The sequence below is a fragment of the Limnothrix sp. CMB-01 genome (assembly GCF_055193175.1).
This window is the reverse complement of sequence record NZ_CM143720.1, coordinates 3,549,511-3,572,723: the sequence shown is the minus strand read 5'-3', so window position 1 is coordinate 3,572,723 and position 23,213 is coordinate 3,549,511. Positions and strand designations below refer to the sequence as shown.

Here is a 23,213-nt window from a genome sequence, read left to right as displayed (position 1 = left end):
GCAGCTTTCAAATTGTCAATTTCCTGCAAGAATTGTGGTTTTTTGTTGATGAACCTCAAGCTGAACCTCAATCCCAATTCAGTGCAAATGAGACTCAATCAGCTTGATTTTTCATGGCTTACCGATCCGTCTGTTGCATCCGTCTGTGTCAACGGATGAACTTAAACCCCAATCCCCACACAGTCCCCACATACAATTCCCACATCCCGATCGGGCGTAGGTGGCAACCCCATACAATCCTTTCTCTATTGTTTCGCCAAAACTCCAAATTCATAGCGATTGTTGAGCATTTCTTCACCGAGTAAGTATCGATTCAGGGGGCCGGCGTTGTTGGGTTGAATGCCAGCGGCGGGGGCCGGATGCCAGCCACCACCATTGCGCGGCGGTGTGGGGAGGGTGCCTGCGGTTGTTGGCGAGGGTTGTGGCCGTTGGGGATTGTCCTGGGGTGGCGGTTGCAATCGATCGGGCAAATATTGCTGAAGCAGCGCAGCCACCTTTTCCAGGCGCAGAGGCTTGGGCACAAACACCGAAGCTCCAACCAGCTTGCCCGCACCCGGTCGATCGCCCCGCGATTACTGGTGACAATCGCGATCGGCACATTGGCCAACAGGTTCACCCGTCGCAACTGGGTACAAAGCTCATAGCCATTCACAATCGGCATCACCAAATCCAGCAACACCATATCTGGCCGCTGCTCGATCGCCGCCGCCAAGGCCCTTGTCGCCTCCGTGATATGCACAAACCGACAACCCAAACGATGCACCACGGGGCGCAGCAGCTTGCCCACCATCGGATCATCATCAATCAACATCACCAAGGGTTGCTCAGAGTTGGGGCCTTGGGTTGCTGGAGTGGGCTGGGGTGTTGGGGTCTGGTTCGCCGCCGGCCCACCCGATCGCCCTGGAACCGTGGCGGCTCTGTCCCGGGGCGCTGCGGACTGTGGGGGCTTAACTGGTGCTGCTTGCGGCGTGAACAGCAAATTCAGCACCGTGTCCGCCGGGCGATCGTCCAAGGGCAGAAAATCCAAGCCCCCACGCTCCACCAAGTGATGCAGCAGATGCACGACGATCGACATGGGCTGTTTCATCACCAGCGAGACATCCCAGGTCGATCGTTGACCATTCAGCAACGGAGCCAACGTTAAAAACGTCGATCGGTCATTTTGAGTTGTTGCGGACGGAGACCAATCCAACTGGGCCAACTGCGGCGCGCGATCGGCCTGCTCTGGCGACAACCCCACCGACTCCCACCGTTGCAGCAACTTCACCACCGACTGCATCACCGCCAACAGGGCCTCACTGCCGAGCAACTGTTGCGCCACCGCCCGCGTGTCCGGCAAAGCGGGCACATACTTATCCCAGTGAGACACCACCGTGGGATCACTCGCCGCCGCAAACAGCACCTCCTGAGCCACCGACTCCAGCACCGAGTGCAACTGGGCCGGTGTGACTTGGCCCGCCAACAGCGCCGTCGCCAACCACCACACCTCCCATAGGGGCCGTGCCGTTTCCGTCAGCGGAACCGGCTGCAAATTCACCCCCGATCGCTTCAGGGCCCGTTGCCAACGGCGAATCCGAAACTGCTCATCGATCGCCCACAACAAGCGACCCTGCAAAAAAATCAAGCGCCAGCGACTCGGCCCCCGCTCCAGCACCAACACCCCCGAAGCCCGTCGCTGCACCACCGTCGCCAGCGTCCGCGACACCTTTGTCCATCCCGTTGCTGCTTCAGTCATCGATGGACACTCCCAATCCAACCCATTGACCCATTTGACCCATGGCTAATTGATCACGACGCTCCCGTCGTCCTCAAATAATCATTCGAGAATCATTCACCAGTCACCGATTCCTCAGACCATTCATCGATCCCATTCATCGATCGCTGGCCAATTCCTTGGCCCTGGACTCACACCCCCAATTCCACCCCGATCGTCCTTAATGCTCCCTTGCGAACCTTAATGACAGTCATGAAACCAACCTTCAACCCAATGACAATCGCTGCGCCTGTTTTGCCCAAAGACCTGAAGCTTTACGACAGGCCCCGCAAAATTGGCACAGTAGTTTGATCTTGGTCTTGAGTCAGTTTTCAGGGAATTTCTGCCGCTGTAAAACTGATTCCGTCTGGGCGATAGATTCCTGAGTGATGGTCAACTTTGCTCGCCAAATTGCTTGATTTTGCTAATCAATGGCGATGAACCCAAAGCCGACGTGAATGTTATGTATTAATTGATACTCCAAGTTCACCTCCTACTGAACTGATTTGAGAACAGGTTGAGCAAGCTCAAACGTTGTCGTGGTCTACAAACAGTCGCCTAGCAGCAATCGGGAAATTTACCGAAGAAATGGCGAGAGTTAACCCAGAGATCATGAAGACATATTCAATTATTAAATAATAATTTAATTGATTTCAAACGGTTATTAACTTTTCTTGATGATCGTGTTGGCTTCGGATCTGCTCTCTCGCGTCTTTCGCAGACTAAAACCGCTCCTCAGAACAGTTTAGGACTTGCCGGCTAACATATGAATGATTGGTATTTTTAATCCACTGGTTGCTTGGATGTTTACCAGATCTGTCTTTAAGAAATTTTAGATTTTTTTCATGTTTACAAAAATCACTCATGATCAAGCGATCGCTCGACCCACTCAGAGAATAATTCTCAAGAGATTAATCACCCAAAAGTAATTGAATGATTTAGAAAAAATTCCCAAGAAATATTGATTTTATTAATTTTTTGCGCATTTAAACCCACTAACAAGTCAAGCTAGCACATAACCTGCTGTGCCTAATTAGCAAATCATGAATGGAACTTTATTCCATATGATCGCAACTCTTGTCAGTTTAAATTTTCACCAATGCTGCCAAGGCCTAAAACAATGACGAAAAGTGTTTTTTCAGAAAGCTGACCAAGCGTCAATTTTGACACGCTGGTCGCGACTGGGGCAGATTGACCAGCAAAATGCGGTCGATATGCTCAAAATTCCGCCAAAATGAGCCGATTGCCCTTTTTCGATCATTCCCAGGTTTTTCTTTGCATCCTGCCACTTTATTCAACCTTCAAAGATTGGTCTAAAAGCGAAGGAATTGTGGAGCAATGATGAAGGGGATCGCTAATTTTGGGTCATTTAGGGCATTTTGAATGAGACCCCAATTCAACTTCTCATCATTCAACTTCTCATCAATCGGTGGCGGGGGCTGTGGCGGTAAGGATCCCATTGGCCACGGCATAGCCCCGGGGGGTGATCACCTTGCCGCTGTGGGTGAAGGTGCTGGCGTTGCCAATTAAAACGACGGTGAGCATATCAATCGCCTGTAAATCAACCGTAGCCAAGGTGGCAATGGTGATTTGTTCGTCGGGCCGGTGGAGCGATCGAGCCAGAACCACGGGGGTTTCGGGCGATCGCTTGGCTCGCAAAATCTCGAAGGCCGTTTCAATTTGGGTTTGGCGCGTTTGCGATCGGGGGTTATACAACGCCACCACAAAGTCTCCGGCCGCCGCCGCCTGCAACCGCTGCACAATGACGGGCCAGGGCGTGAGCAAGTCCGACAGGGAAATGGCGCAAAAATCATGCATCAGGGGCGCACCCACGCGGGCGGCGGCCGCTTGCAGGGCCGTGATGCCGGGCAACACTTCCACCTGTGGAGTCTGGCCGTCCCAATGGCGGGCCGCCAAACATTCCAGCACCAGCCCGGCCATGGCATAAATTCCACAGTCGCCGGAGGAAACCACAGCCACCCTTAGCCCCCGTTCCGCCAGGTCGATCGCCCGTTCAGCACGCTGCTTTTCGCGGGTGATGGGGCTGCCTTCAATGATTTGCCCCGGATGCAACAGGGGGCGCAGCAGGTCTAGGTAGAGTTGATAGCCAATGATTACATCGCACTGGCTGAGGGCGGCGCGGGCGGCGGGGGTGAGCTGATCCAAGGAGCCGGGGCCCGTACCAATCAGCCACAGCTTGCCCAGGTGGGGGGTATATTCTCGATCGGCCCGGGCCAGGGCGATCGTGCAAGCGCCGGAGCCACCGTTGGGGGCCCGAAACACCTGTTTTTCCCGAATCAGTTCGGCTCCGTCGGCCGCCAACCGGGCCGCCGCTTCCGCCACCGAGGGCGTGCCCACCTCTGAGCGCACCACCTCCGAAGGATTAGGCACGGCGATCGGGGCCAGGGCGGCGGCGGTGAACCAACGGGCGGCCAGATCGAGCCGATCGACCAAGGCCAGCAACCCCACCTCATCCTGTTTCAGGTCGATCGAACCAATCCCGGCGATCGCCTCCGGAGCCAAATCCGCTTGCTCCAATACTTGGGCCAAAGCCGCTGCCATCTGACCTTCGGGGGTGTGACGTTCGCAACCAATGCCAACCCAAAGGGTGCGCGGATGCCAGGCCACGGCGGGCAAGGGCAAGGGCGGCAAGGGGCGATCGCTAATCCAAACGATCGCCCGCAAATTGGGGGGCAACTCGTCCAAATCCACCAAGTCCGCTTCCGACAGGAGCACAAAGGGGTGAAACTCCGGCAACTCCTCAATCCACAGATTCCAGCCGCAGGTTTGCACCACGCCCACGGTCTCGAACCGGGCGATCGCGCTGGCCACCCCCAGCCAATCCCCTTGGCCCCGTCGCCAACCGTAGCGATCGCCCAACAGATCGATCGCCGGGAGCTGCTGCCCTTCGGCGGCACTGGTAATCACCGGCTCCACCGCCAACAGTCCCGCCACCTGCCGGGTCAAGGCATCAGCCCCGCCCAAATGTCCCCCACAAAGGCTGATCACATGGTGACCCGTCTCATCAACGGCCACCACCGCCGGATCGGTGCGTTTGTCTTGCAAATGGGGGGCGATCGCCCGCACCGTAGCCCCCACCGCCAACACAAAAATCAGCGGTTCCCCCGCCGCCCAGCGATCGGCCACCAGGGCCCGAAAGTCTTCGTAGGTGCGAAGGGCATTCTGGGAACCCGCCGCCGCACTGCCCCGGGCCGCATCCTTCGTCCAAATCACGGAGCCGGGCAGTCCCGCTTGGATTTGTTGGGCCAACCGCAGACCGCGAGGCGTGGGCGCTAGGATGGCAACGGAAGGGCGATCGCTCATGGGTTGGGTGCCAGGAAGAGACAGGACTTTTCAGCTTACCGACTGAGAGGCGAAGGTGATTGAACTGTGAGTAAAAAAACTAGCACCTACGGATGGGTGGCCACGATCGGCTGGGTGATGGTGGCGGGCTGTGCGGTTCAGGCGGAAGCCCCCCGATCGGCTCAATCCTCCCGATCGGCTCAATCCTCACCCGAACAGCGATCGCCCAACCCCAGCCCGATCGCCGCCAACGTCCCGATCGTCCCGCCCGACGGAGCCAACCCTTGGCCCGCCGAGTGGGAAGCGGCCTACCAAGCTCGGGGACGGGCCCTCATTGCCCAATTTGCCAACCCCAAAACCTACGGCAATGGCTATTTTGAAAATGAGAAAAAGTCCTATCCCAAGGCCATGCTGGACTTTTTGGCGGGCAACCGCGATCGGGCGATCGCCTTCCTGCAAAAACCCGACCCGATCCCCAGCAGCACCGAACATACCCTTGGCATTGATTTCTATCCCGCCTTCACCCTGAAGGGGCAGGTGCGCAAATACTTTTATTTTGGGCAATTTCTCGATCCGGCCTATCGCGATCGGATGAGGCAGGGAGCCGCCCTCTGGACAAAGTTGGATCCCCTGAAGCAGTTTTTCAGCACCCCGCAGCCCTTTTGGAATCGATCGCGCGATAACTGCATCACCTGGGTAGATTGCCGCAACACCGATAATTTGCGATCGATGCGAGAAACGGCCGTTTATCTGTTTGCCATGGAAGCCGGCAACCGAGAAACCGCCGCCATTTACCGAGATCGCCTGCAAAGTTTCGCCCGCAATCTTTACAAAATTGGCCAGGGGGAATGGGACTCGGAAACCTACTGGGGCCACACGTTCACCGCCTGGCTGAATCTTTACGACTTTGCGCCGGAACCGGAAATGCGGGCCACGGCTAAGGCCGCCCTGGATTGGTTAAGCATCACCGGAGCGTTGAAATATTGGCGCGGCGGCTTTGGGGGCCCCAGCAAACGCGACGCTAGCAAGGGAAATGCGCCCTTGGCGGCTTTGGCGAGCAAACTGCTGAATTTATATTTTGGGGAGGCGATCGCCCCGGATCCGGATCCTGACCCCGATGGTGTTCATGCCCTCACCAGTGGTTACCGACCGCCGGCCGTGGCGGTGGCCCTGGCCCGCAAACGGTTCGATCGCCCCCAAGAAGTGTTTGCGGGCAAACCCACCTATGAACATTGGAAACCGGGCGCACGCGATCGCCCCTTGTATTACGAAACGCTCTACTTTGGCCGCACCTTCCAATTGGGCAGCCTGGCCCAAGGGTCGATCGATGATGTGAACGGTTTTAAACTGCTAGCCACCCACCCCAGCCGGGGCGTGGATTACCTGCTGGCCGGTTCCGGGGTGAATCCCGAGAAAATTTCTACCCACCACCAACCGGACACCCACGACGCGATCGGGCAGTTTGGGCCCCTGTTGGTGTGGCTGAATGACGGGCGGGCCCCGTTTCAGTGGAGTTTGCCCCAAGCGGCCGCCAGCGAAACGGCCCAAACCGCCGCCGGTCAGCCGGTTTTGTTTTGGCAGTTGGCCGAAACTTGGATTGCCATTTACCCGATCGGGCTGACGCTGCCCCAGGTAAACAACAGCGAAACGACCAAGCTACAAAAGCGCTATCCCACGGATCAACTGTGGGTAGCTCGCCCCGATCGCCCTGCCGGAACCCTCACGGGCTGGGCCATGGAGGTTGGAGAACCGGGAACTAATCAGAATTTCGCTACGTTTCGGGCGGCGGTGTTGGGGCGATCGCGCTGGGTTGTGAACCAAAACACGGTCACTTTCACCGGTTCCCAAGGCGATCAACTGGCCGTGACCCAACGGGGGCCCGATCGCCCCGTTGTGAGACGCAACGGAGAAAAGCTCGATTGGGGCCAGTTTGCGGCCTATCGATCGCGCAACCCAGCCCGCCCCGATCGACCGCTGATCACCCAAGATTGGGAAGGGGGAACCCTCCGCGTGATTGTTGGTGAGCAAACCTGGACAGGCTCCGCTCCCGATCGCTAGATCAAGCAATCGCTCAATCAGGGCGACTCGCGCAAAACATAACCAACCCCCCGCAAGGTGTGGATCAGACGAGGGCGCTGGGCCATTTCTAATTTGATCCGCAAGGCTCGGATATAGACTTCCACGATGTTAGATTCGCCGCCAAAGTTATTGCCCCAAACGGATTCCAACAGTCGATCGCGCGAAATCACCTGACGCGGATGGCGCAACAAAAACTCGAGTAAATCAAACTCCTTGGCCGTTAAGTCCACCCGATCACCCCCGCGTTGCACCTCCCTGGTTAGCGGATTCAGGGTCAAATCTGCCAGGGTGATTTGATCGGGTTCGTGGGGCGAAACTCGCCGCAAATGGGCCCGCACCCGCGCCAACAGCTCCGCAATGCTGAAGGGTTTCACCACATAATCATCCGCGCCCGCATTCAAGCCCGTGACCCGATCGAGAATTTCATCCCGGGCCGTCAGCAGAATAATGGGGGCCTGTAATCCCGTTTCCCGCAACCGCAGACAAAGATCCAAGCCCGACAGCCCCGGCAACATCCAATCCAAAATCAGCAGATCCGGCGACGGGTGCGATCGGGCGGCGTTCAGCCCCTCCAGTCCTGTGGTTGCCACGGTTACCCCGTAGCCCTCCAGTTCCAATTCTCCCGCCACAAATCGCGCCAAATTGGCATCATCTTCCACCACCAGAATTCGGGCTGTGGGGGGATTAAGCTTCAAGGGTGAAACCATAGTGGCCATCAATCACGAATTGATCAATTGATCAACGGATGAATCGGATGCAGAGGACATGTGCCAGCGAGGAAGTCTGATCGTGAAGGTGCTGCCCAGGCCCGGTTGCGATTGCAGATCGATGCGGCCGCCCATTCCTTCCACGGCTCCCTTGGCGATCGCCAGGCCCAAACCCGTGCCATCGCGCGATCGGGTCATTTCATCTTCGCCCCGATAGAAGCGTTCAAAAACCCGGCCTTGTTGATCCGGAGGAATGCCCATCCCGCGATCGCGCACTTCAATGGCGGCCCAGCCCGCCTGATGGCTCAGTTGCAGGGTCACGGGCTGCTCGGGGGCGGAATATTTCACGGCATTGTCCAGCAAATTCCGAATGGCGCGGGTCAGACGATCGCGGTCAGCCAAAACCACCACATCCTCCGCCACCAAATGCAAATGGATGGGCCGATCGCAGGCCAGCCGTTGCCAGTCCGTCACCTCTGACAGCAGGGTATTAAGGACGATCGGCGCTTGCCGCAAGTGGAGTTGCCGATTGTCAATGCGGGCCAGATCTAACAAATCCTGCAACATGCGCACGGTGCGATCGGCCTCCGCTTCCGCCGTGGTCAAGGCTTGCAACTGATAGTCGTTCAGGTTGGTGCTGCGCCGCAGGAGGCTTTGCAAATAACCCAGCACCACCGTGAGCGGGGTGCGCAATTCATGGGAAACATTGCCCACAAATTGTCGTTGTTGCTCCCAAGAGCGCGACAGCCGCGCCAACATCTCATTAAAGGCTTGGGCTAGGCCCCGAACTTCATCGGGGGCCCCTTGCAACTCCAGGCGGGCCCCGGCCAAGTCATCGGCAGAAACGGCGCTGGCCACTTGGCTCATGGTGGCCAAGGGCAGGAGGGCTAAGCGAATTCGCCGCCCGATCGCCCCCAGAGCAACCACCATGGCTAAACCATTCACCAACCACAGCAGCCGCAAACTGCCATGGAGCTTGTGCCAATCATGGCTCACGTCTTGGGCAAAGTAGACCCGCCCGATCGCCCGGCCCCGTACCGTCAAGGGCTGCTCGCATAAAACCCAAACTCGGCCATCGCGGTGAACAATGGTCAACCGTTGGGCAGCGGCCGGTAAAGACTGCACCAAATTGCGGACGATTTGATAATTCTGATCATCTTTGGGTTGGGCCAGCAAGCGCCCTTGATCATCGGTGACCCAAGCTAACAGCCCCGCCATGGCCACCTTATCGATGGTGGTGGTTAATCCACTGGCTAGCCCTTCGTGCTGATCGTAGAGGGCCAGCTCCTCGGGAAAGCGCTGGGAAATATAACTGAGGGTTTGCTTGTGGGCGGTGGCGAGGGTCTGTTCCATTTGCCAGGTGGACCAAAGGGCCGCCGTGCTCAGGCTCAAGACCGCGATCGCCCCTAATTCAAGGGTGAGTCGCCCCTGCAACGATGACCACCGCCAGCCCGATCGGCCCAATGGCCCCGATCGATCGCCCGGGGCGGGTTGCGGGGCGATCGCGTCAGTCCCTCGCTCGGGCAGAGTTGGGGTTGCGGTTTGGGGCGATCGCTGGGAGGGCTTAGACCTCCAATGGGCAATCCTTCCCCGAAGCACTTGAGTGAACAGCATGGGAACCTTGGCCTCAGGGTCGCTTTCCCAGTCTAAACCCGTTCCAACAGGCCGATCGGGACTTGCTGAAACGGGTTAGGGCCTCATGGGTTTAATCGTAGGGGCGGGGTCTCCACGCCCAGCCCCTGTGATCCCGGTTCCAGGGCTGGGCGGGGTTATGGCGATCGCTCGGGTTAGGGTTGGGAGACCCAACCCCTACGGCAATGGAAATAATGACAGGCCATCAAGCCCCTTGCCCCCTACGATCTTCAGGGCGGAATCAGAGTTTCAGACCCTAGGGTCTCAGGCAATTCGCCGACCAGTCCTAGCCTTGGCGCAGTTTTTCTGACCAAACCCGCGTCGGCAGACCCCAAACATAGATGAAGCCCTCGGCGGCCTTGTGGTCAAATTCATCATCAGACCCGTAGGTGGCCAGCTCTGGCGTGTAAAGACTCTGCTCGGACTTGCGACCGACGATCGCCGCATTGCCCTTGAACAGCTTGATCCGCACCGTACCGGTTACCCGCTTTTGGGTTTCGTTGATGAACCCGTCCAGCGCCGCCTTCAAGGGGCTGTACCAGAGACCGTTGTAGATCAGTTGGCTGTAGGTTTCTTCAATGCCGCGCTTGTAGTGGCTCACATCAGCGGTCAGGGTCAGGCTCTCCAGATCCCGGTGGGCGGCGATCAGCACCGACAGGGCCGGCACTTCGTAGATTTCGCGGGACTTAATTCCCACCAAGCGGTTTTCCACCATGTCGATCCGGCCGATGCCGTGGTTGCCGACGCGGGTGTTGAGTTCCTCAATCAGGGCGATCGAGTCCAAGGTGCGGCCGTCCAGGGTGACCGGCGTGCCCGCTTCAAAGCCAATTTCCACGTAGTCCGGCTCATCCGGCGTGTCGGCGATCGCCTTGGTCATCAGGTAAATTTCTTCCGGCGGCTCCGTCCAGGGATCCTCAAGGGGGCCCGCTTCAATGCTGCGGCCCAGCAGGTTGCGATCGATGCTGAAGGGCGACTTTTTCTTCACGGGCGCGGGAATCCCGAACTTTTCCCCGTAGGCGATCGTTTCTTCGCGGCTGAAGCCCCACTCGCGAGCGGGAGCCAACACCTTAATGGTGGGGTCGAGGGCCGCGATCGCCACATCAAACCGCACTTGGTCGTTGCCCTTGCCTGTGCAACCGTGGGCTACCGCGTCTGCGCCATATTCCGCCGCCGCCTCCACGAGCGCCTTGGCAATCAGCGGGCGCGCCAGGGCCGTTGAAAGGGGATAGCGGTTTTCGTAAAGGGCATTGGCCCGCAGGGCCGGGAACGCATAATCCTGCACGAACTCGGCCCGCAGATCCGCCACCAGCGAAGTACTGGCTCCGGAGTCGAGGGCTTTTTGCTTGATGGGGCCCAGTTCGTCGCCTTGCCCTAAGTCGGCGGCCAGGGTAATGACTTCTTCAACGCCCCATTCCTGCATCAGGTAGGGAATGCAAACGGAGGTATCCACACCGCCGGAGTAGGCGAGGACAACTTTCTTGGCGCGACCCATGTATTTTGCTCAAGCTGCGAGAAAACAACCCCATATTGTAGGCACGGCCCGGGCGATCGCAACGGTCAGTTAGCGTACCAACTTTGAGGACTTCTTGACTTTGGAGTGGCTTGGGAATGATTTTGGAGGGATTTTACAGGGTTGGCATCGATGGCTGGGCGATGGGGCCACAACCCAGAATGGCTCATTGGTTTTTTAATGAGTCCCCCCAATTAGCGCCCTGATTCGCCGCCCTAGAGCTTGGCTTGGTAGTCATCGATCGCCTGATAAAGCCGCTCCACCTCCCGATCGGGAATGAAATCCAACAGGGGAATCGATCGCTTGCCGGCCCCAATTTCGATCGCCATTTCCCCTAACAAAGCGGTCAGCTTGGTACGGCTGAAGGTGCGATCGAGCAAGAGGGGATAGATTTTTTCAGCGAGGGCACTGTGCAAATGGGCATGGGCCAAATCGAGATGCCATTTGGCAATGTCCAGATAGGCCACATCGCCAATCTCTGCGGCCAAGGTTTCGATCGCTTCATTACTGACAGATTTCGACATTTCAGCACCTGCGGTTGAGTTGGATCACTTGCAGACTTAATTATCCAGATTGCTGGGCGGTGAGGCCAGCTTTTGCAACTGAACAGCACATGCCTTCAGTTCCGGTTCAAAGGAGTCGGGACAAGCTTCCGGGTGGGTGAGGGCGTTGGCTTCGGCCCCGTCACCCCACAGGGATCCCCAATGCATGGGCACAAACACGGTTCCCGGCGCGATCGCCCGGGTCACCTTGGCCGGAAACCGCCCATCGCCCCGGCGCGACTTCACCGCCACCCAGTCGCCCTCCCGAATGCCCAGGGGTTCCGCATCCTTGGGGTGAATTTCGATGAAGGGATTCGGGTGCAGCTTTTTGATTTTTTCAATCCGACCGGTGCGGGTTTGGGTGTGCCAATGGCCATAGAGCCGGCCCACGGTCAACACGAGGGGATAGGCCGCATCGGGTGGTTCCGCCAGCCCGCGCGAGTGAACCGCCAAAAATTGGGCCCGCCGATCGGGAGTATGGAATTGTCCATCGGTATATAACCGCTTGGTGGGGGCTGGCTGCAAAGGGTCGATCGCCCCGTCCGCCGGAAAAGGCCATTGTTGGGGGCCAGCGGTTCTGAGCTGATCGTGACTCAAGCCGGTCATGTCGCAAGGGCGGCCTCGGGTCAATTGCACAAATTCGCCGTAGACCTCCGCCGAGGATTGGAACCAAAACTGCTCCCGGAAGCCGAGCCGCCGGCCCACCTCCGCAAAGATGGCCCAATCTTCCTTGGCTTCTCCCGGAGGGGGCTGAAACGCCTGGGAAAGGGTCACCATCCGCTCAGAATTGGTCATCGTGCCGGTTTTTTCGCTCCATTGGGTGGCGGGCAGCAGCAAATGAGCAAAGGCACTGGTTTCCGTGGGGTAATAGGCTTCTTGATAGATCGTGAAGGGCGATCGACTCAGGGCGGCTTTGGTGCGGTTCAGGTCGGGAAAACTAACGGCGGGATTGGTGGCCGCAATCCACAACAGGCCCACTGCTCCCGCCTCCAGCCCTTCCACAATTTCCCAGGCGGCCCGGCCCGGTGTTGGGGAAATGCGACCCGGGGGCAGGTTCCAAAAATCCTCCACTTCGGCCCGGTGCTGGGGATTGGTCACGGAGCGATAGCCCGGCAGCAACCGCGACAAACCGCCGGCCTCGCGGCCGCCCATGGCGTTGGGCTGGCCGGTGAGGGAAAAGGGCCCCGCGCCCGGTTTGCCCATTTGCCCCGTCAGCAGGTGCAGGTTAATGATGCTGCGAACTTTGGCTGTGCCTTCGGAGGATTGGTTAATGCCCATGGACCAAAGGGACAAGACCCGATCGCTCTGGGCCCAAATTCGCGCCGCCGCCTCGATCGACTCCACCGAAATGCCGCATTGCTCGGCCACGCGATCGGGCGGGTAATGTTGCAGCAGATCTTCGTAGGCTGCGAAGCCGCCCGTGTGGGCTTCGATATAGGCGCGATCGATCTGATCCCACTTCAGCAGCAGGTGGGCCATGCCGTTCAGTAAGTCGATGTCAGTGCCGGGACGAATGGGCAAATGGAGATCGGCCACCTGGCCCGTTTCGGTGCAGCGGGGATCCACCACCACCAATCGCACTCGATCGGGGTTGGCCTTGTGGTGTTTGCGGAACCGGTTAAAGACGATCGGGTGACATTCGGCCGTATTGGTCCCGATCGCGAACAGGCAATCCGTCAGTTCCAAATCGTCATAGCTACAGGGGGGCCCATCGGCCCCGAAACTGCGCAGGTAGCCCGAGACGGCGGAAGACATGCAAAGCCGCGAATTGGCATCAAAATTGTTGGTTCCCAGGCAACCCTTGATCAGTTTTTGGGCCGTGTAGTAATCCTCCGTGACAAACTGCCCGGAGCCATACATACAAAGGCCGTCGGGCCCTTGGTTGGCCAAAACGGTTTGGATGCGATGCACGATCGCCTCAAAGGCCTCATCCCAACTAATCCGCTGAAAGTCTTGATCCAAAGCGGATCGCCACATGGGGTACAGCAGCCGATCGCGGTCGATCGACTCCAAAATCGTTGCCCCTTTTACGCAAACCATACCTTGGCTGGAAGGATGGGCCCGATCGCCCCGCACCTTCAGCCCCGCCGGCCCTTGCACCACTTCCAAACCACACCCCACGCCGCAGTAGGGACAAACGGTTCTGACAGATTCCATGGATTAATTAAAACAACCTCTAAGTTGCGAATACGTTGTGAAAATAAGTCAAGCCGCAGCTAGGCAACGATCCCAGCGGGCCATGAGTCAAAAAAATGCCCCTGGCGGGGCGTTGAACTGAATGTTGAACTGAGCATTGAGCTGAGGAGAGAGGCCCATGAGGCCAATTAAGCGCCGATTGCGTAGGAACCGATCGCGTAAGAACCGATCGGGGGCCAACCCTCAGCCCTATTCCGCCGCGTCATCGTGGGCATAGCGGTTATAGAGGAAGTCGAGTGCGTAGTTGCGCAGCTCGTAATATTTGGGATCTTCCAAAAGTCGGGCCCGATCGCGCGGTCGGGGGAACGGAATATCCATCACCTCCCCAATCTTGGCGGCGGGGCCATTGGTCATCATCACCAATCGATCGGACAGGTAGAGCGCCTCATCAATGTCATGGGTGATCATCAACACCGTGACCTGATTTTCCCGCCAAATTTGCAGCAACTCGTCTTGCAACTCTTCGCGGGTGATGGGATCCAACGCCCCAAAGGGTTCATCCAAAATCAACACCTTGGGGCAAATGGCCAGGGCCCGGGCGATCGACACCCGCTGTTTCATCCCCCCGGAAATTTCCGCCGGCCGCTTGTGAATCGCCTCAGTCAACCCCACCATCTCCAAATATTTCAGGGCCAATTGCCGCTGTGCTTCCTTGGGTTGGGTGGTGTAAACGGCTTTTACCGCCAACAACACATTTTCCAAAACGGTTTTCCAGGGCAGCAGGGCATAGTTTTGGAACACCACCATCCGATCGGGGCCGGGCCGAGTGATTCGCTGCTGCTCTAGGCGCACTTCACCGGCCGTCGGTTCCGCAAAGCCCGAAACCATGTTCAACAGGGTGGACTTGCCGCAACCCGAGTGACCAATCACCGAAACAAATTCACCTTCGGCTACCCGCAAGTTGACCCCATCCAGTACGGGGTATGGCCCCTTGGGCGTTTGATAGACCTTGGAAACTTGGTCAATCACCAAAAAATCGGGTTCCGCTGCGACAACCATGGGCGGGACGGTTTGAGAAGAGAGGGTTTGCATAGGATTGCCAGGGCTGAAGAAGGGGTCGATCGAGTCAGAGGATGAAGAGTTGGGGCGATCGGCATCGGGCCACAGGCGGGCCCCTTAGCTAGGGGAAACGGAGCAGCTAAAGATTTCATCGACCCGAATTTCGGCCACACGGATATTGCGTTTAATCGCCAGGTTGTCGAGGTAGTCGATCGGGCGATCGGGGTCAAAGGTTTGGCCGTCAAACAGGACGATCGGCTTGCGGTCTAATTCCACCTCCGGCAGTCCCAAGTTGCGAGCCGCAGTCAGATAGGTGGCCGTTGGGTTCACCCGTTCCATCACCTCCACCCAATTGCGGGGGAAGGGCGTAATTTCCCAGCGGGCCATCTGGGCCAGGGTCCAAAGGGACTGTACCGCGTCGGGACAGGCCGATCGGCTCACAAAGAACTGATGGAAGGTGTAAAGCGCTTGGGCCTCGGAACCATCACCCCGATCGAGCGGCGACAGGAACCCGGGCGAAATCATCTCCACCGGCAGCCCCACATAGTCGGGGCGGGCCAAAATTTCCAACACCTCAGCCCGGTTGCGATGATCATCGCAATATTCACAGGCCTCCAGCAGAGCCGTCAGCAGGGCCGCATGGGTATTGGGATAGGCCTGGGCCCAATCTTCCCGCACCCCCAGCACTTTTTCCACATGACCCGGGAACAGGTCAAGATCCGTGGCCATGATTTGACCAATGCCCTCTTGCACGGCTCGGGAGTTCCAAGGCTCTCCAACGCAATAGCCGTCAATGTTGCCCGCCTTCAGGTTCGAGACCATCTGCGGCGGCGGCACGGTGGCCAAGCTGATATCCCAATCGGGGTCAATGCCCCCGGAGGCGAACCAATGCCGCAGCAACAGGTTGTGCATGGAAGCCGGATGCACCATGGCAAAGGTGTGAACCTTGTCCGGATCCCGCTCAATCAGACTTTTGAAGGTGGCCAGGTCATTCACGCCCTGTTCGATCAGGCGTTTGCCCCAGGTGATGGCGTTGCCGTTGCGGGACAGCACCATGGAGGCTTGGATCGGCACGGGTTCGCTTTCGCTGCTGCCCAGGGTCATGGCCAAGGGCATTCCGGTCACCATTTGGGCCGCGTCGAGCTGGCCGCTGGCGACCCCATGGGCGATCGATTTCCAATTGGGTTTGCGCTGAAGGGTGACCTGCTCTAGGCCGTGCTTGGCAAAGAATCCCTTTTCCCGCGCGATCGCCAGGGGCGCACAGTCGGTGAGGGGAATGAAACCCAGCTCCAAGTTGACCTTTTCCAGGCCATTGCCGGCCGCCACCACAGGGGCCGCCACTTTCCGTTTCTTGGAACGTTTTTGTTGATTGAGGAAGTAAACGATTTCGTTGCGCAGGCTGTAGTAGCTGGGATGGTTCACCACGTCCATGCGGCTGCGGGGGCGGGGAATATCCACCTCCAGAATTTGCCCCACATGGGCGGCGGGGCCAGTGGTTAGCATCACCACCCGATCGCTCAGGAGCAAGGCCTCGTCCACGTCGTGGGTCACCATCACGCAGGTGACATGGCTCTCTTCGCAAATGCGCATCAGTTGCTCTTGGAGGCCGCCCCGGGTCAGGGCATCCAAGGCCCCGAAGGGTTCATCGAGCAACAACACTTGGGGACGGGTGGCCAGGGCCCGGGCGATCGCCACCCGCTGTTTCATACCGCCGGACAGTTCGCCGGGAAGCTTATCGGCCGCGTGGGCCAAGCCAACGAGCTGAATATTTTCTTCCACGATCGCCCGCCGCTCTTCCTTGGGCAGATTCTTAAGCACCGTGTTCACGGCCAGGGCGATGTTGTCGCGGACGGTTTTCCAGGGCAACAGGGAGTAGTTTTGGAACACCACCATCCGATCGGGCCCCGGGGCTTCGATTTGGCGACCGTTCAAGATGGCCCCGCCACTGGTGGGGCGATCGAGGCCCGCAATGATGTTCAGCAGGGTGGACTTGCCGCAGCCAGAGTGACCAATCAGGGAAATAAATTCCCCTTGCTTGATCTCAACGTTGATGTTTTGGAGCGCAATGTAGCGATCGCCCCCCGGCAGCGGAAAGATTTTGTCAACGTGATCGATTTCCAGAAAAGGAGTCATGGTGTTGTGCGATCGGTGTTGTGCGATCGAGGAGTGAGTTATCCAAAGCTATGCCCAAACTTCGCCCGTTAGCGGCGTTCCGGCGGCACGGCAATGCTGCCCAAAAAAGCCACGAATCGATCGAGCAACAGCCCCACCAAGCCCACAAAAATCAACGCCAGGATAATTTCACTGGTCAGGGAACTGTTATAGGCATCCCAGATGAAGAACCCAATGCCAACACCGCCCACCAGCATTTCCGCCGCCACAATGGCCAACCAGGACAGCCCAACGCCAATCCGCAGACCCGTGAAAACATAGGGAACCGTGGCCGGAAACAGCACGTTCAGGAAATATTCCACTCGCCCCAAACGCAGCACCCGGGCCACGTTTTTGTAGTCTTGGGGCACTTGCTGCACACCGGTTACCGTGTTTAACAAAACCGGCCAAACTGCTGTAATGAAAATTACAAACAGCGCCGCCGATTGGTTGTTTTTCAAGGCTTCCAAGGAAATGGGCAGCCAAGCCAATGGCGGGATAGTTCGTAGTAGTTGAAAGACCGGATCCAGTGCGTCATAGATCAGCGGGTTACTGCCGATCAAAATGCCCACTAAAACCCCAATAATTGCCGCCGCTGAAAAGCCGATCGCCACACGCTGCAAGCTGGCCATTAAGTGCCAAAAAATGCCCACGTCGGTGCTGTTGGGATCCGTGCGATCGAACGCACCCACAATCAATTCCTGGGTGTCGCCAAACACTTCCAGGGGCCCCGGCAAGGGTGCTCCGGGAATTGAGCAAATTGCCTGCCAAGCCACCAAGCAAATGAGCGTTCCCACAATGGCCGCAATCACTTTGCGGGCATTTTTTTTAGACAGCGGCACAAAACGAATAATCGAATCAACGAGCGAACTAGAACTACTTGCAGCCATGGTGGTCAAACCTGAGTGTGATTAAATCCTCAATCGATCGTTGAGCATTCGATGGGCATTCGATGGGCATTCAAGTTGTCAGCCTGAGTCGATCGTTACGCTTGCTCGCAGATGGCTGAAACCCTCCAACAACGGCTCATTCTCGATGAGATTATCAAGCCTGATCAAATGATTTGATTCAGGCGACTGACCCAGGAATTTTGATCGGGCAATCTCGATCGGGCAGTCGCAGTCTAATCTCGATCAAGAGAAACCGTTGCTGGTGGCTTCAGCCCTCCCTTCAATATGGCAATCATTCCTGAATGAAAGGTTTTGATTGCCTGACAACATTCGATTCAGAACCCAGCCCTAGGCTTTCAGGGCCTTGATCTTCAGACCATCGAGATAGGCCTTGGGATTTTCCGGATCAAACTTCACCCCATCAAAGAAGGTTTCCACCCCGCGCGACGTATCCTTGGGAATTTCCGCCTCGGGCACACCCAGCGCCTTGGCTGCTTCGCGCCAAATGTCTTCCCGGTTGACCTGATCCACCAAAGCTTTCGTGTCGGTGTTTTCCGGCAAGTAACCCCAGCGAATGTCTTCCGTGACAAACCACAGGTCATGGCTCTTGAAGGGATAGGAGGCGAAGTCTGCCCAGAACTTCATGGCCAGCGGGAATTTTTCTTCCTTACGCCCATCACCAAAGTCGATCGTGCCTTGGGAGCGACCCAAAATATCTTCCGCCTTGATCTTCAGCCACTCGCGCTTGCTGATGATGTCGCACATTTCGGCGATGTTTTCGGGTTTGTCGCACCACATTTGTGCTTCCAGCACTGCCATGGTCAGGGCTTTGGTGGCGTTCGGGTTCTTTTCCACCCAATCGGCACGCATCGCAAAGGCCTTTTCCGGGTGATCTTTCCACAGTTCACCGGTCACCAAGGCCGAGAAACCCAGCTTTTGGGACACCGTTTGGGCATTCCAAGGCTCACCCACGCAGAAGGCTTCCATGGTTCCGGTCTTGATGTTGGCCACCATTTGCGGCGGCGGAACCACAATCACCGACACATCCTTGTTGGGATCAATGCCACCGGATGCCAACCAGTAGCGCATCCATAAATCGTGTGTTCCTCCGGGGAAGGTGACGGCCACTTTCACATCTTTGCCACCGGACTTTGCTTTAGCCAGAGCTGCTTTGAAAGGTTGGTTGTCAAGACCGATTTTTTGACCAAGATAGTCTTTGCTGAGGGAAATAGCCTGACCGTTGGTATTTAAACGGGCCAAGATGTTCATCGGCACGGGTTTTTTCGTGACCTTGCCGGTGGTCATCAGGTAAGGAATTGGGGAAAGAATATGCGCACCATCAATCCCGTTCCCGGCCGATCCCAATTCCAGGTTGTCGCGAGTGGCGGCCCAAGAGGCTTGCTTGACCACTTCCACATCGGGCATTCCGTATTTGGCGAAGAGGCCCTTTTCCTTGGCGATGATCAAGGGGGCCGCGTCGGTGAGGGCAATGAAACCGAGCTTGGCTTTGGTTACTTCCGGCGGGGCGATCGAGGCGGCCGGCGAAGGGCTGCCCCCGGCGGAGTCGCCACCGGCCGGGCTGCTGGCGGCCTGGTTGCCACCTCCGGCAGCACAACCATGGATCGCAACGGTGGCTCCGGCAGCGGTGGCGGCGGTGAACAAAAACTTGCGGCGAGAAAAGCTGCTCATGGTTGCTGAGTTTGAAGGTAAAGAAGGGGAGTCAACGATCGGGAAGGATCGAGTGGTGTGTTGGGAGCTAAGGGCCGGGTTGGGTTACGCCTCGGCCAGGGCGGGAGATTTGCGCTCGGCTTGGAAATGCTCCACCAGCAAGTCCACCAGCACATCGTTCAGGTCTTCGCAGGGAATGCCTTTCATGACCCGATCGCCCAAGTGGGCCTCCTTGCCCACCTTGCCGCCGAGGAAAATGTCCACGGCCTCAACGGTTTTGCCGTCCTTGCGGGCCTTGCTGCCCATCAAGCCGATGTCGGCCACTTGGGGCTGGCCGCAGGAGTTGGGGCAGCCGGTCCAGTGAATTCGCACCGGCCGAGGCAGCTTGACCCGATCGGTGACGGCTTGGGCCACGGCCAGGGCACGCTGTTTGGTTTCAATCAGCGCAAAGTTGCAAAACTGCGACCCCGTGCAGGAGACCAATTCCCGCACGAGGGGAGCCGGGGCGATCGAAAAGGTTTTCAAAAGCGGCTCTTGGGTAAAAACCGCTAACCGGGAATCGGGAATGTTGGGAATAATCACGTTTTGCTCAACGGTGAAGCGCAGTTCACCGCTGCCGTAGATATCCGCCAACCGCGCCAGGTCAAACATTTGGCGCGCATTCAGCCGGCCCACGGGAATGTGTAACCCGGCATAGTTGAGGCCCACTTGCTTTTGGGCGTGGATGCCGATGTGGTCGCGTTTGTCCCAGCAATACTCATCCTGCTCGGCGGCGGCAATCAAGGGAAATCCCAGTTGCTTTTCGACAACGGCGCGGAATTTTTCAATTCCCCACTCGTCAATCAGCCACATCAACCGAGATTTTTGGCGGTTGGCGCGGGGGCCGTGATCCCGATAGACCACCAAGATCGCTTCGCAGAGGGACACCACATCGCGTGGATCCACCCAGGCATTGAGGGGAATGGCGGGGGCCACGCGGCTGGCGGAAAAGAACCCGCCCACCACAACGTTGAACCCAAGCTTGCCGTCTTTGTAGGCGGGGATGAAGGCGATGTCGTTAATTTCGGCGTGAACCGAGTTGTCGCGGCTGCCGTCGATCGCGATGTTGAATTTGCGGGGCAGGTTGGTGAAGCTGGGGTTGCCATCACCGTTGTTGGTGATCATGTCCTGCACTTTGCGCACCAGCCCCCGGGTGTCGATCAACTCGTCGGCATCAATGCCGGCCACGGGGGAGCCGGTGATGTTGCGCACGTTGTCCATGCCCGATTGGATGCTGGTGAGGCCGGCGCGATCGAGCTGTTGGAAAATTTCAGGAATGTCATCCAACCGAATCCCGCGTAGTTGCAGGTTTTGGCGGGTGGTGATGTCGGCGCTGCCATCGTCGCCGTAGCGCTCAACGATGCTGGCGAGGACGCGCAGTTGACCGCTGGTGCAAATGCCGTGGGGCAACCGCATCCGCAACATGAACTTTCCGGGAGTGACCGGGCGAAAGAACACCCCTAGCCACTTCAAACGGTGATTCAAGTCGTCTTCGGGGAGGTTTTCCCAGCCCAAGCGGGCAAAGGTGGCGAGTTCGTGTTTAACTTGCAGTCCGTCTTTTTCGGCTTTGAATTTCTCAAACTTGGTGAGTTTGGAACTTGCCGGGGCGATCGCTTGAGCCATAGTTACCAGCGAGGGGGTCAATGCCGGTGGGTAAAAACTTCTGACCGCTGGCCGAGGCCAGGGAGTATTCGGTCAGAAGTTGTAGTTGCTAGAGCTGAGAATGGGCAAATGCTAGCGATCGCGCCTCAGGGCTTTTGTAATCCAAGTTACAAAAAACTTTACAGAATCCGTTTCAAGCATGAATTTCATGCAATTTCTGCATTTAAGCACCCGTGAGCTGCTCGATTCCGCCCCGATCGCCCAGTCAGCCACCCCAAAAACAGCCGATCGCCTCGGCCCAAAACTGAACCAGGCGATCGGCTCCCAACACAGGCAAAACCCTTAGAAAAAACCTCAGAACGCAGAGCTTAGAACGCAGAACTTAGAACGCAGAACTTAGAACTTAGAACGCAAAGGTAGTGCGCACCACGCCCACCACCTGCGTGCCATTGTCCTCATCATGTTCCGGGTTCACAATCACGATCACGCCCGGCGTGATAGCGATGTTATCCGTCAACCGGTGGCGGTAAATGGCTTCCACATGCAACGACGTGTCCCGATCCTCGCGGCTGGCCAAGTCGTTTTGGGTGGCCTTCGGCGGCATCCCGAAGATAATCCCGCCCACATTTCCCTCCTTGAACAAGTCCGGGAAAGCCATCGTGACAGCCCAAGTCCAGATATCCGCATTCGCCCCCCGATCGCCCCCTGATTTGGCCTCGGCATCCGTATAAGCTACCCAACCGGACAAATTGAAACGGGGACTGAATTGCACCGCACCGATCAACCCGTAGGAATTGGCCGCAGTATCCACCCGATCGAACGGCCGTTGGGCAAAGGCGCTGCCGATGTTGTCCGTAATGTTCACGTCGGCTTCATCGAAGTAGGTGTGGGTGAAGGTGAAGCCAATGCTGGTGCTGGGGGTGGGTTGATAGAGCAATTGCCCCAAAATGCCGTAGCTGCCATTGAACAGCCCCGCCTCATCATCCGGGCTGCTGGCCCGAGGCGCACGGTAGGCCACATCAGCCGACCAATGTTGATTAAAACGATGCTGAATTCCCACACCGGGGCCGCGCAACCCGCGATAGATCGAGCTATAGCGCCCAAATCGGGACAGCGCCCCGGAACTGTCACTACGCAGGTATACGTTCAGGGGATCCGTGATCCCATCCGTGCCGTGGCCATTGGCAATTAACCAGGCCCGCGTTTGATCGCCCAAGGGAAAGCGGTAGTACAAATCCCCTAGCCGGAGCTGGCCGCCGCTGTTGCCGTCAAACCCCAGGCGGGTCATGCTGGTTCCCGTCAAGTCGCCATCGATCGGGAGGATGTTGTTGCTTTGCAGCCGCACCCGCAACTCGTCTTTACCGGTAAAGCTGGTGTTGAAATTCAGCCGTACCCAATAGGCAAAGGTGGCGTTGTAGTCCAAATCGCCGCCACCCGCTTTTTCGTCGCCCCACACATCAGCCAGGGCAAACATGGCTTCGGACTGGAGCTTGGTGGCCGGCGAAAAGCGATTAGCCTCCAACTCTGCCGTGCGGGCTTCCAATGAATCCACCCGACCGCGCAGACTGGCCAACTCCGCTGCGAATTCCTCTTGCAGTTTTTGCAATTTCCGCAGGTCTTCCTTGGCAGCGAGCGGATCGGTGGCGGACTTGATTAGCTCATTGATCCGATCGAGGCAGGCATTCAACCCGGCAGCAAATTCATAGCGACTGAGGGGCCGGTTGCCCTTGAACGTGCCATCGGGATAACCGGCAATGCAGCCATAGCGCTCCACCAAGGATTGCAGCGCCTGAAACGCCCAATCGGTGGGCTGCACATCCGAGAGCTGTGAAACGGCGGTGACTTGGGCCAGGTCATCCGTGCCTAAGGGATCCGTGCCCAGCAGGTCAGCTTCGGTGGCCACCGTCGGGCGATCGTCCAAGGTCAGCAGGGGAATTTCCGAGGCGATCGCCCCCGTAGGTATTCCCAAAATCAGGGTCAAAAGAGGCAACAGAGCGGAGCTAGAGAGTAGTGGCAGAAAACGATGGGTCATGGGTTAGTCCTCAATAATTGCCAAGCGGTTGCGGGGAGATTGACTGAGCCACAGTGAGCCGCAGTGAGCTGTTGCCCAGAAAAAGCTGGCTCCCCGTCAATGATTCACCT

General features: G+C 57.7%; 15 protein-coding genes. 2 read left to right on the top strand and 13 right to left on the bottom strand.

All coding sequences use genetic code 11. The annotated features are described in order from the left end of the window. Positions 1-313 precede the first annotated feature (313 nt). Positions 314-1,735, bottom strand: coding sequence for a response regulator (locus ACZA91_RS14730; protein ID WP_463183040.1), 1,422 nt, complete (start codon positions 1,733-1,735; stop codon positions 314-316). Positions 1,736-3,175: 1,440 nt separating this feature from the next. Continuing rightward, entirely contained in the window at positions 3,176-5,077 is a 1,902-nt protein-coding gene (gene cobJ / locus ACZA91_RS14725; protein WP_463183038.1) for a precorrin-3B C(17)-methyltransferase, read from the bottom strand. Positions 5,078-5,143: 66 nt separating this feature from the next. Here cobJ and ACZA91_RS14720 point away from each other — a divergent pair, with 66 nt between their 5' ends. Next, the gene (locus ACZA91_RS14720; protein ID WP_463183036.1) at positions 5,144-7,114 is read left to right on the top strand and encodes a hypothetical protein; all 1,971 of its coding nucleotides are present in this window, start codon (positions 5,144-5,146) and stop codon (positions 7,112-7,114) included. 17 nt (positions 7,115-7,131) lie between these two features. On the opposite strand, the gene ACZA91_RS14715 is transcribed toward ACZA91_RS14720, so the two are convergent. The 10 genes from ACZA91_RS14715 to ACZA91_RS14670 all read right to left on the bottom strand — a co-directional run bounded on the left by ACZA91_RS14715 (position 7,132) and on the right by ACZA91_RS14670 (position 21,092). Further along, on the bottom strand, positions 7,132-7,830 hold the full coding sequence (locus ACZA91_RS14715) for a response regulator transcription factor (protein WP_234407061.1): 699 nt from the start codon (positions 7,828-7,830) through the stop codon (positions 7,132-7,134). Between the two features lie 24 nt (positions 7,831-7,854). Then, positions 7,855-9,456, bottom strand: coding sequence for a sensor histidine kinase (locus ACZA91_RS14710; protein WP_463183034.1), 1,602 nt, complete (start codon positions 9,454-9,456; stop codon positions 7,855-7,857). 304 nt (positions 9,457-9,760) lie between these two features. Beyond that, complete coding sequence (locus tag ACZA91_RS14705; protein ID WP_099534788.1) at positions 9,761-10,966, bottom strand: argininosuccinate synthase; 1,206 nt, start codon at positions 10,964-10,966, stop codon at positions 9,761-9,763. Positions 10,967-11,199: 233 nt separating this feature from the next. Further along, on the bottom strand, positions 11,200-11,508 hold the full coding sequence (locus ACZA91_RS14700; protein WP_463183032.1) for a DUF3181 family protein: 309 nt from the start codon (positions 11,506-11,508) through the stop codon (positions 11,200-11,202). Between the two features lie 36 nt (positions 11,509-11,544). Continuing rightward, complete coding sequence (locus tag ACZA91_RS14695; protein ID WP_463183030.1) at positions 11,545-13,683, bottom strand: molybdopterin oxidoreductase family protein; 2,139 nt, start codon at positions 13,681-13,683, stop codon at positions 11,545-11,547. A gap of 228 nt (positions 13,684-13,911) precedes the next feature. Next, positions 13,912-14,754, bottom strand: coding sequence for an ABC transporter ATP-binding protein (locus tag ACZA91_RS14690; protein WP_099534785.1), 843 nt, complete (start codon positions 14,752-14,754; stop codon positions 13,912-13,914). Between the two features lie 84 nt (positions 14,755-14,838). Further along, the gene (locus tag ACZA91_RS14685) at positions 14,839-16,854 is read right to left on the bottom strand and encodes an ABC transporter ATP-binding/substrate-binding protein (RefSeq protein WP_190531167.1); all 2,016 of its coding nucleotides are present in this window, start codon (positions 16,852-16,854) and stop codon (positions 14,839-14,841) included. Between the two features lie 68 nt (positions 16,855-16,922). Next, positions 16,923-17,762: a nitrate ABC transporter permease gene (ntrB, locus tag ACZA91_RS14680; RefSeq protein ID WP_190529802.1), complete on the bottom strand. Its 840-nt coding sequence runs from the start codon at positions 17,760-17,762 to the stop codon at positions 16,923-16,925. Positions 17,763-18,110: 348 nt separating this feature from the next. Next, positions 18,111-19,451 (bottom strand): CmpA/NrtA family ABC transporter substrate-binding protein, encoded by a 1,341-nt coding sequence (locus ACZA91_RS14675; protein WP_190531169.1) that lies wholly within the window; start codon positions 19,449-19,451, stop codon positions 18,111-18,113. A gap of 84 nt (positions 19,452-19,535) precedes the next feature. Further along, positions 19,536-21,092 (bottom strand): ferredoxin--nitrite reductase, encoded by a 1,557-nt coding sequence (locus ACZA91_RS14670; RefSeq protein WP_190529806.1) that lies wholly within the window; start codon positions 21,090-21,092, stop codon positions 19,536-19,538. A 187-nt stretch (positions 21,093-21,279) separates the two neighbouring features. Between ACZA91_RS14670 and ACZA91_RS14665 the strand changes: the two genes are divergently transcribed. After that, positions 21,280-21,417, top strand: coding sequence for a hypothetical protein (locus ACZA91_RS14665; RefSeq protein ID WP_463183023.1), 138 nt, complete (start codon positions 21,280-21,282; stop codon positions 21,415-21,417). Positions 21,418-21,474: 57 nt separating this feature from the next. Here the strand turns inward: ACZA91_RS14665 and ACZA91_RS14660 are convergent, their stop codons facing one another. Further along, positions 21,475-23,103: an iron uptake porin gene (locus ACZA91_RS14660; RefSeq protein WP_463183021.1), complete on the bottom strand. Its 1,629-nt coding sequence runs from the start codon at positions 23,101-23,103 to the stop codon at positions 21,475-21,477. Positions 23,104-23,213: the final 110 nt, after the last annotated feature.

Coding starts and splice junctions, on each gene's coding strand:
- ACZA91_RS14730 (WP_463183040.1), bottom strand. CDS start 1,735: ATGACTGAAGCAGCAACGGGATGGACAAAGGTGTCGCGGACGCTGGCG.
- cobJ (WP_463183038.1), bottom strand. CDS start 5,077: ATGAGCGATCGCCCTTCCGTTGCCATCCTAGCGCCCACGCCTCGCGGT.
- ACZA91_RS14710 (WP_463183034.1), bottom strand. CDS start 9,456: ATGCTGTTCACTCAAGTGCTTCGGGGAAGGATTGCCCATTGGAGGTCT.
- ACZA91_RS14705 (WP_099534788.1), bottom strand. CDS start 10,966: ATGGGTCGCGCCAAGAAAGTTGTCCTCGCCTACTCCGGCGGTGTGGAT.
- ACZA91_RS14700 (WP_463183032.1), bottom strand. CDS start 11,508: ATGTCGAAATCTGTCAGTAATGAAGCGATCGAAACCTTGGCCGCAGAG.
- ACZA91_RS14695 (WP_463183030.1), bottom strand. CDS start 13,683: ATGGAATCTGTCAGAACCGTTTGTCCCTACTGCGGCGTGGGGTGTGGT.
- ACZA91_RS14690 (WP_099534785.1), bottom strand. CDS start 14,754: ATGCAAACCCTCTCTTCTCAAACCGTCCCGCCCATGGTTGTCGCAGCG.
- ACZA91_RS14685 (WP_190531167.1), bottom strand. CDS start 16,854: ATGACTCCTTTTCTGGAAATCGATCACGTTGACAAAATCTTTCCGCTG.
- ntrB (WP_190529802.1), bottom strand. CDS start 17,762: ATGGCTGCAAGTAGTTCTAGTTCGCTCGTTGATTCGATTATTCGTTTT.
- ACZA91_RS14675 (WP_190531169.1), bottom strand. CDS start 19,451: ATGAGCAGCTTTTCTCGCCGCAAGTTTTTGTTCACCGCCGCCACCGCT.
- ACZA91_RS14670 (WP_190529806.1), bottom strand. CDS start 21,092: ATGGCTCAAGCGATCGCCCCGGCAAGTTCCAAACTCACCAAGTTTGAG.
- ACZA91_RS14665 (WP_463183023.1), top strand. CDS start 21,280: ATGCAATTTCTGCATTTAAGCACCCGTGAGCTGCTCGATTCCGCCCCG.
- ACZA91_RS14660 (WP_463183021.1), bottom strand. CDS start 23,103: ATGACCCATCGTTTTCTGCCACTACTCTCTAGCTCCGCTCTGTTGCCT.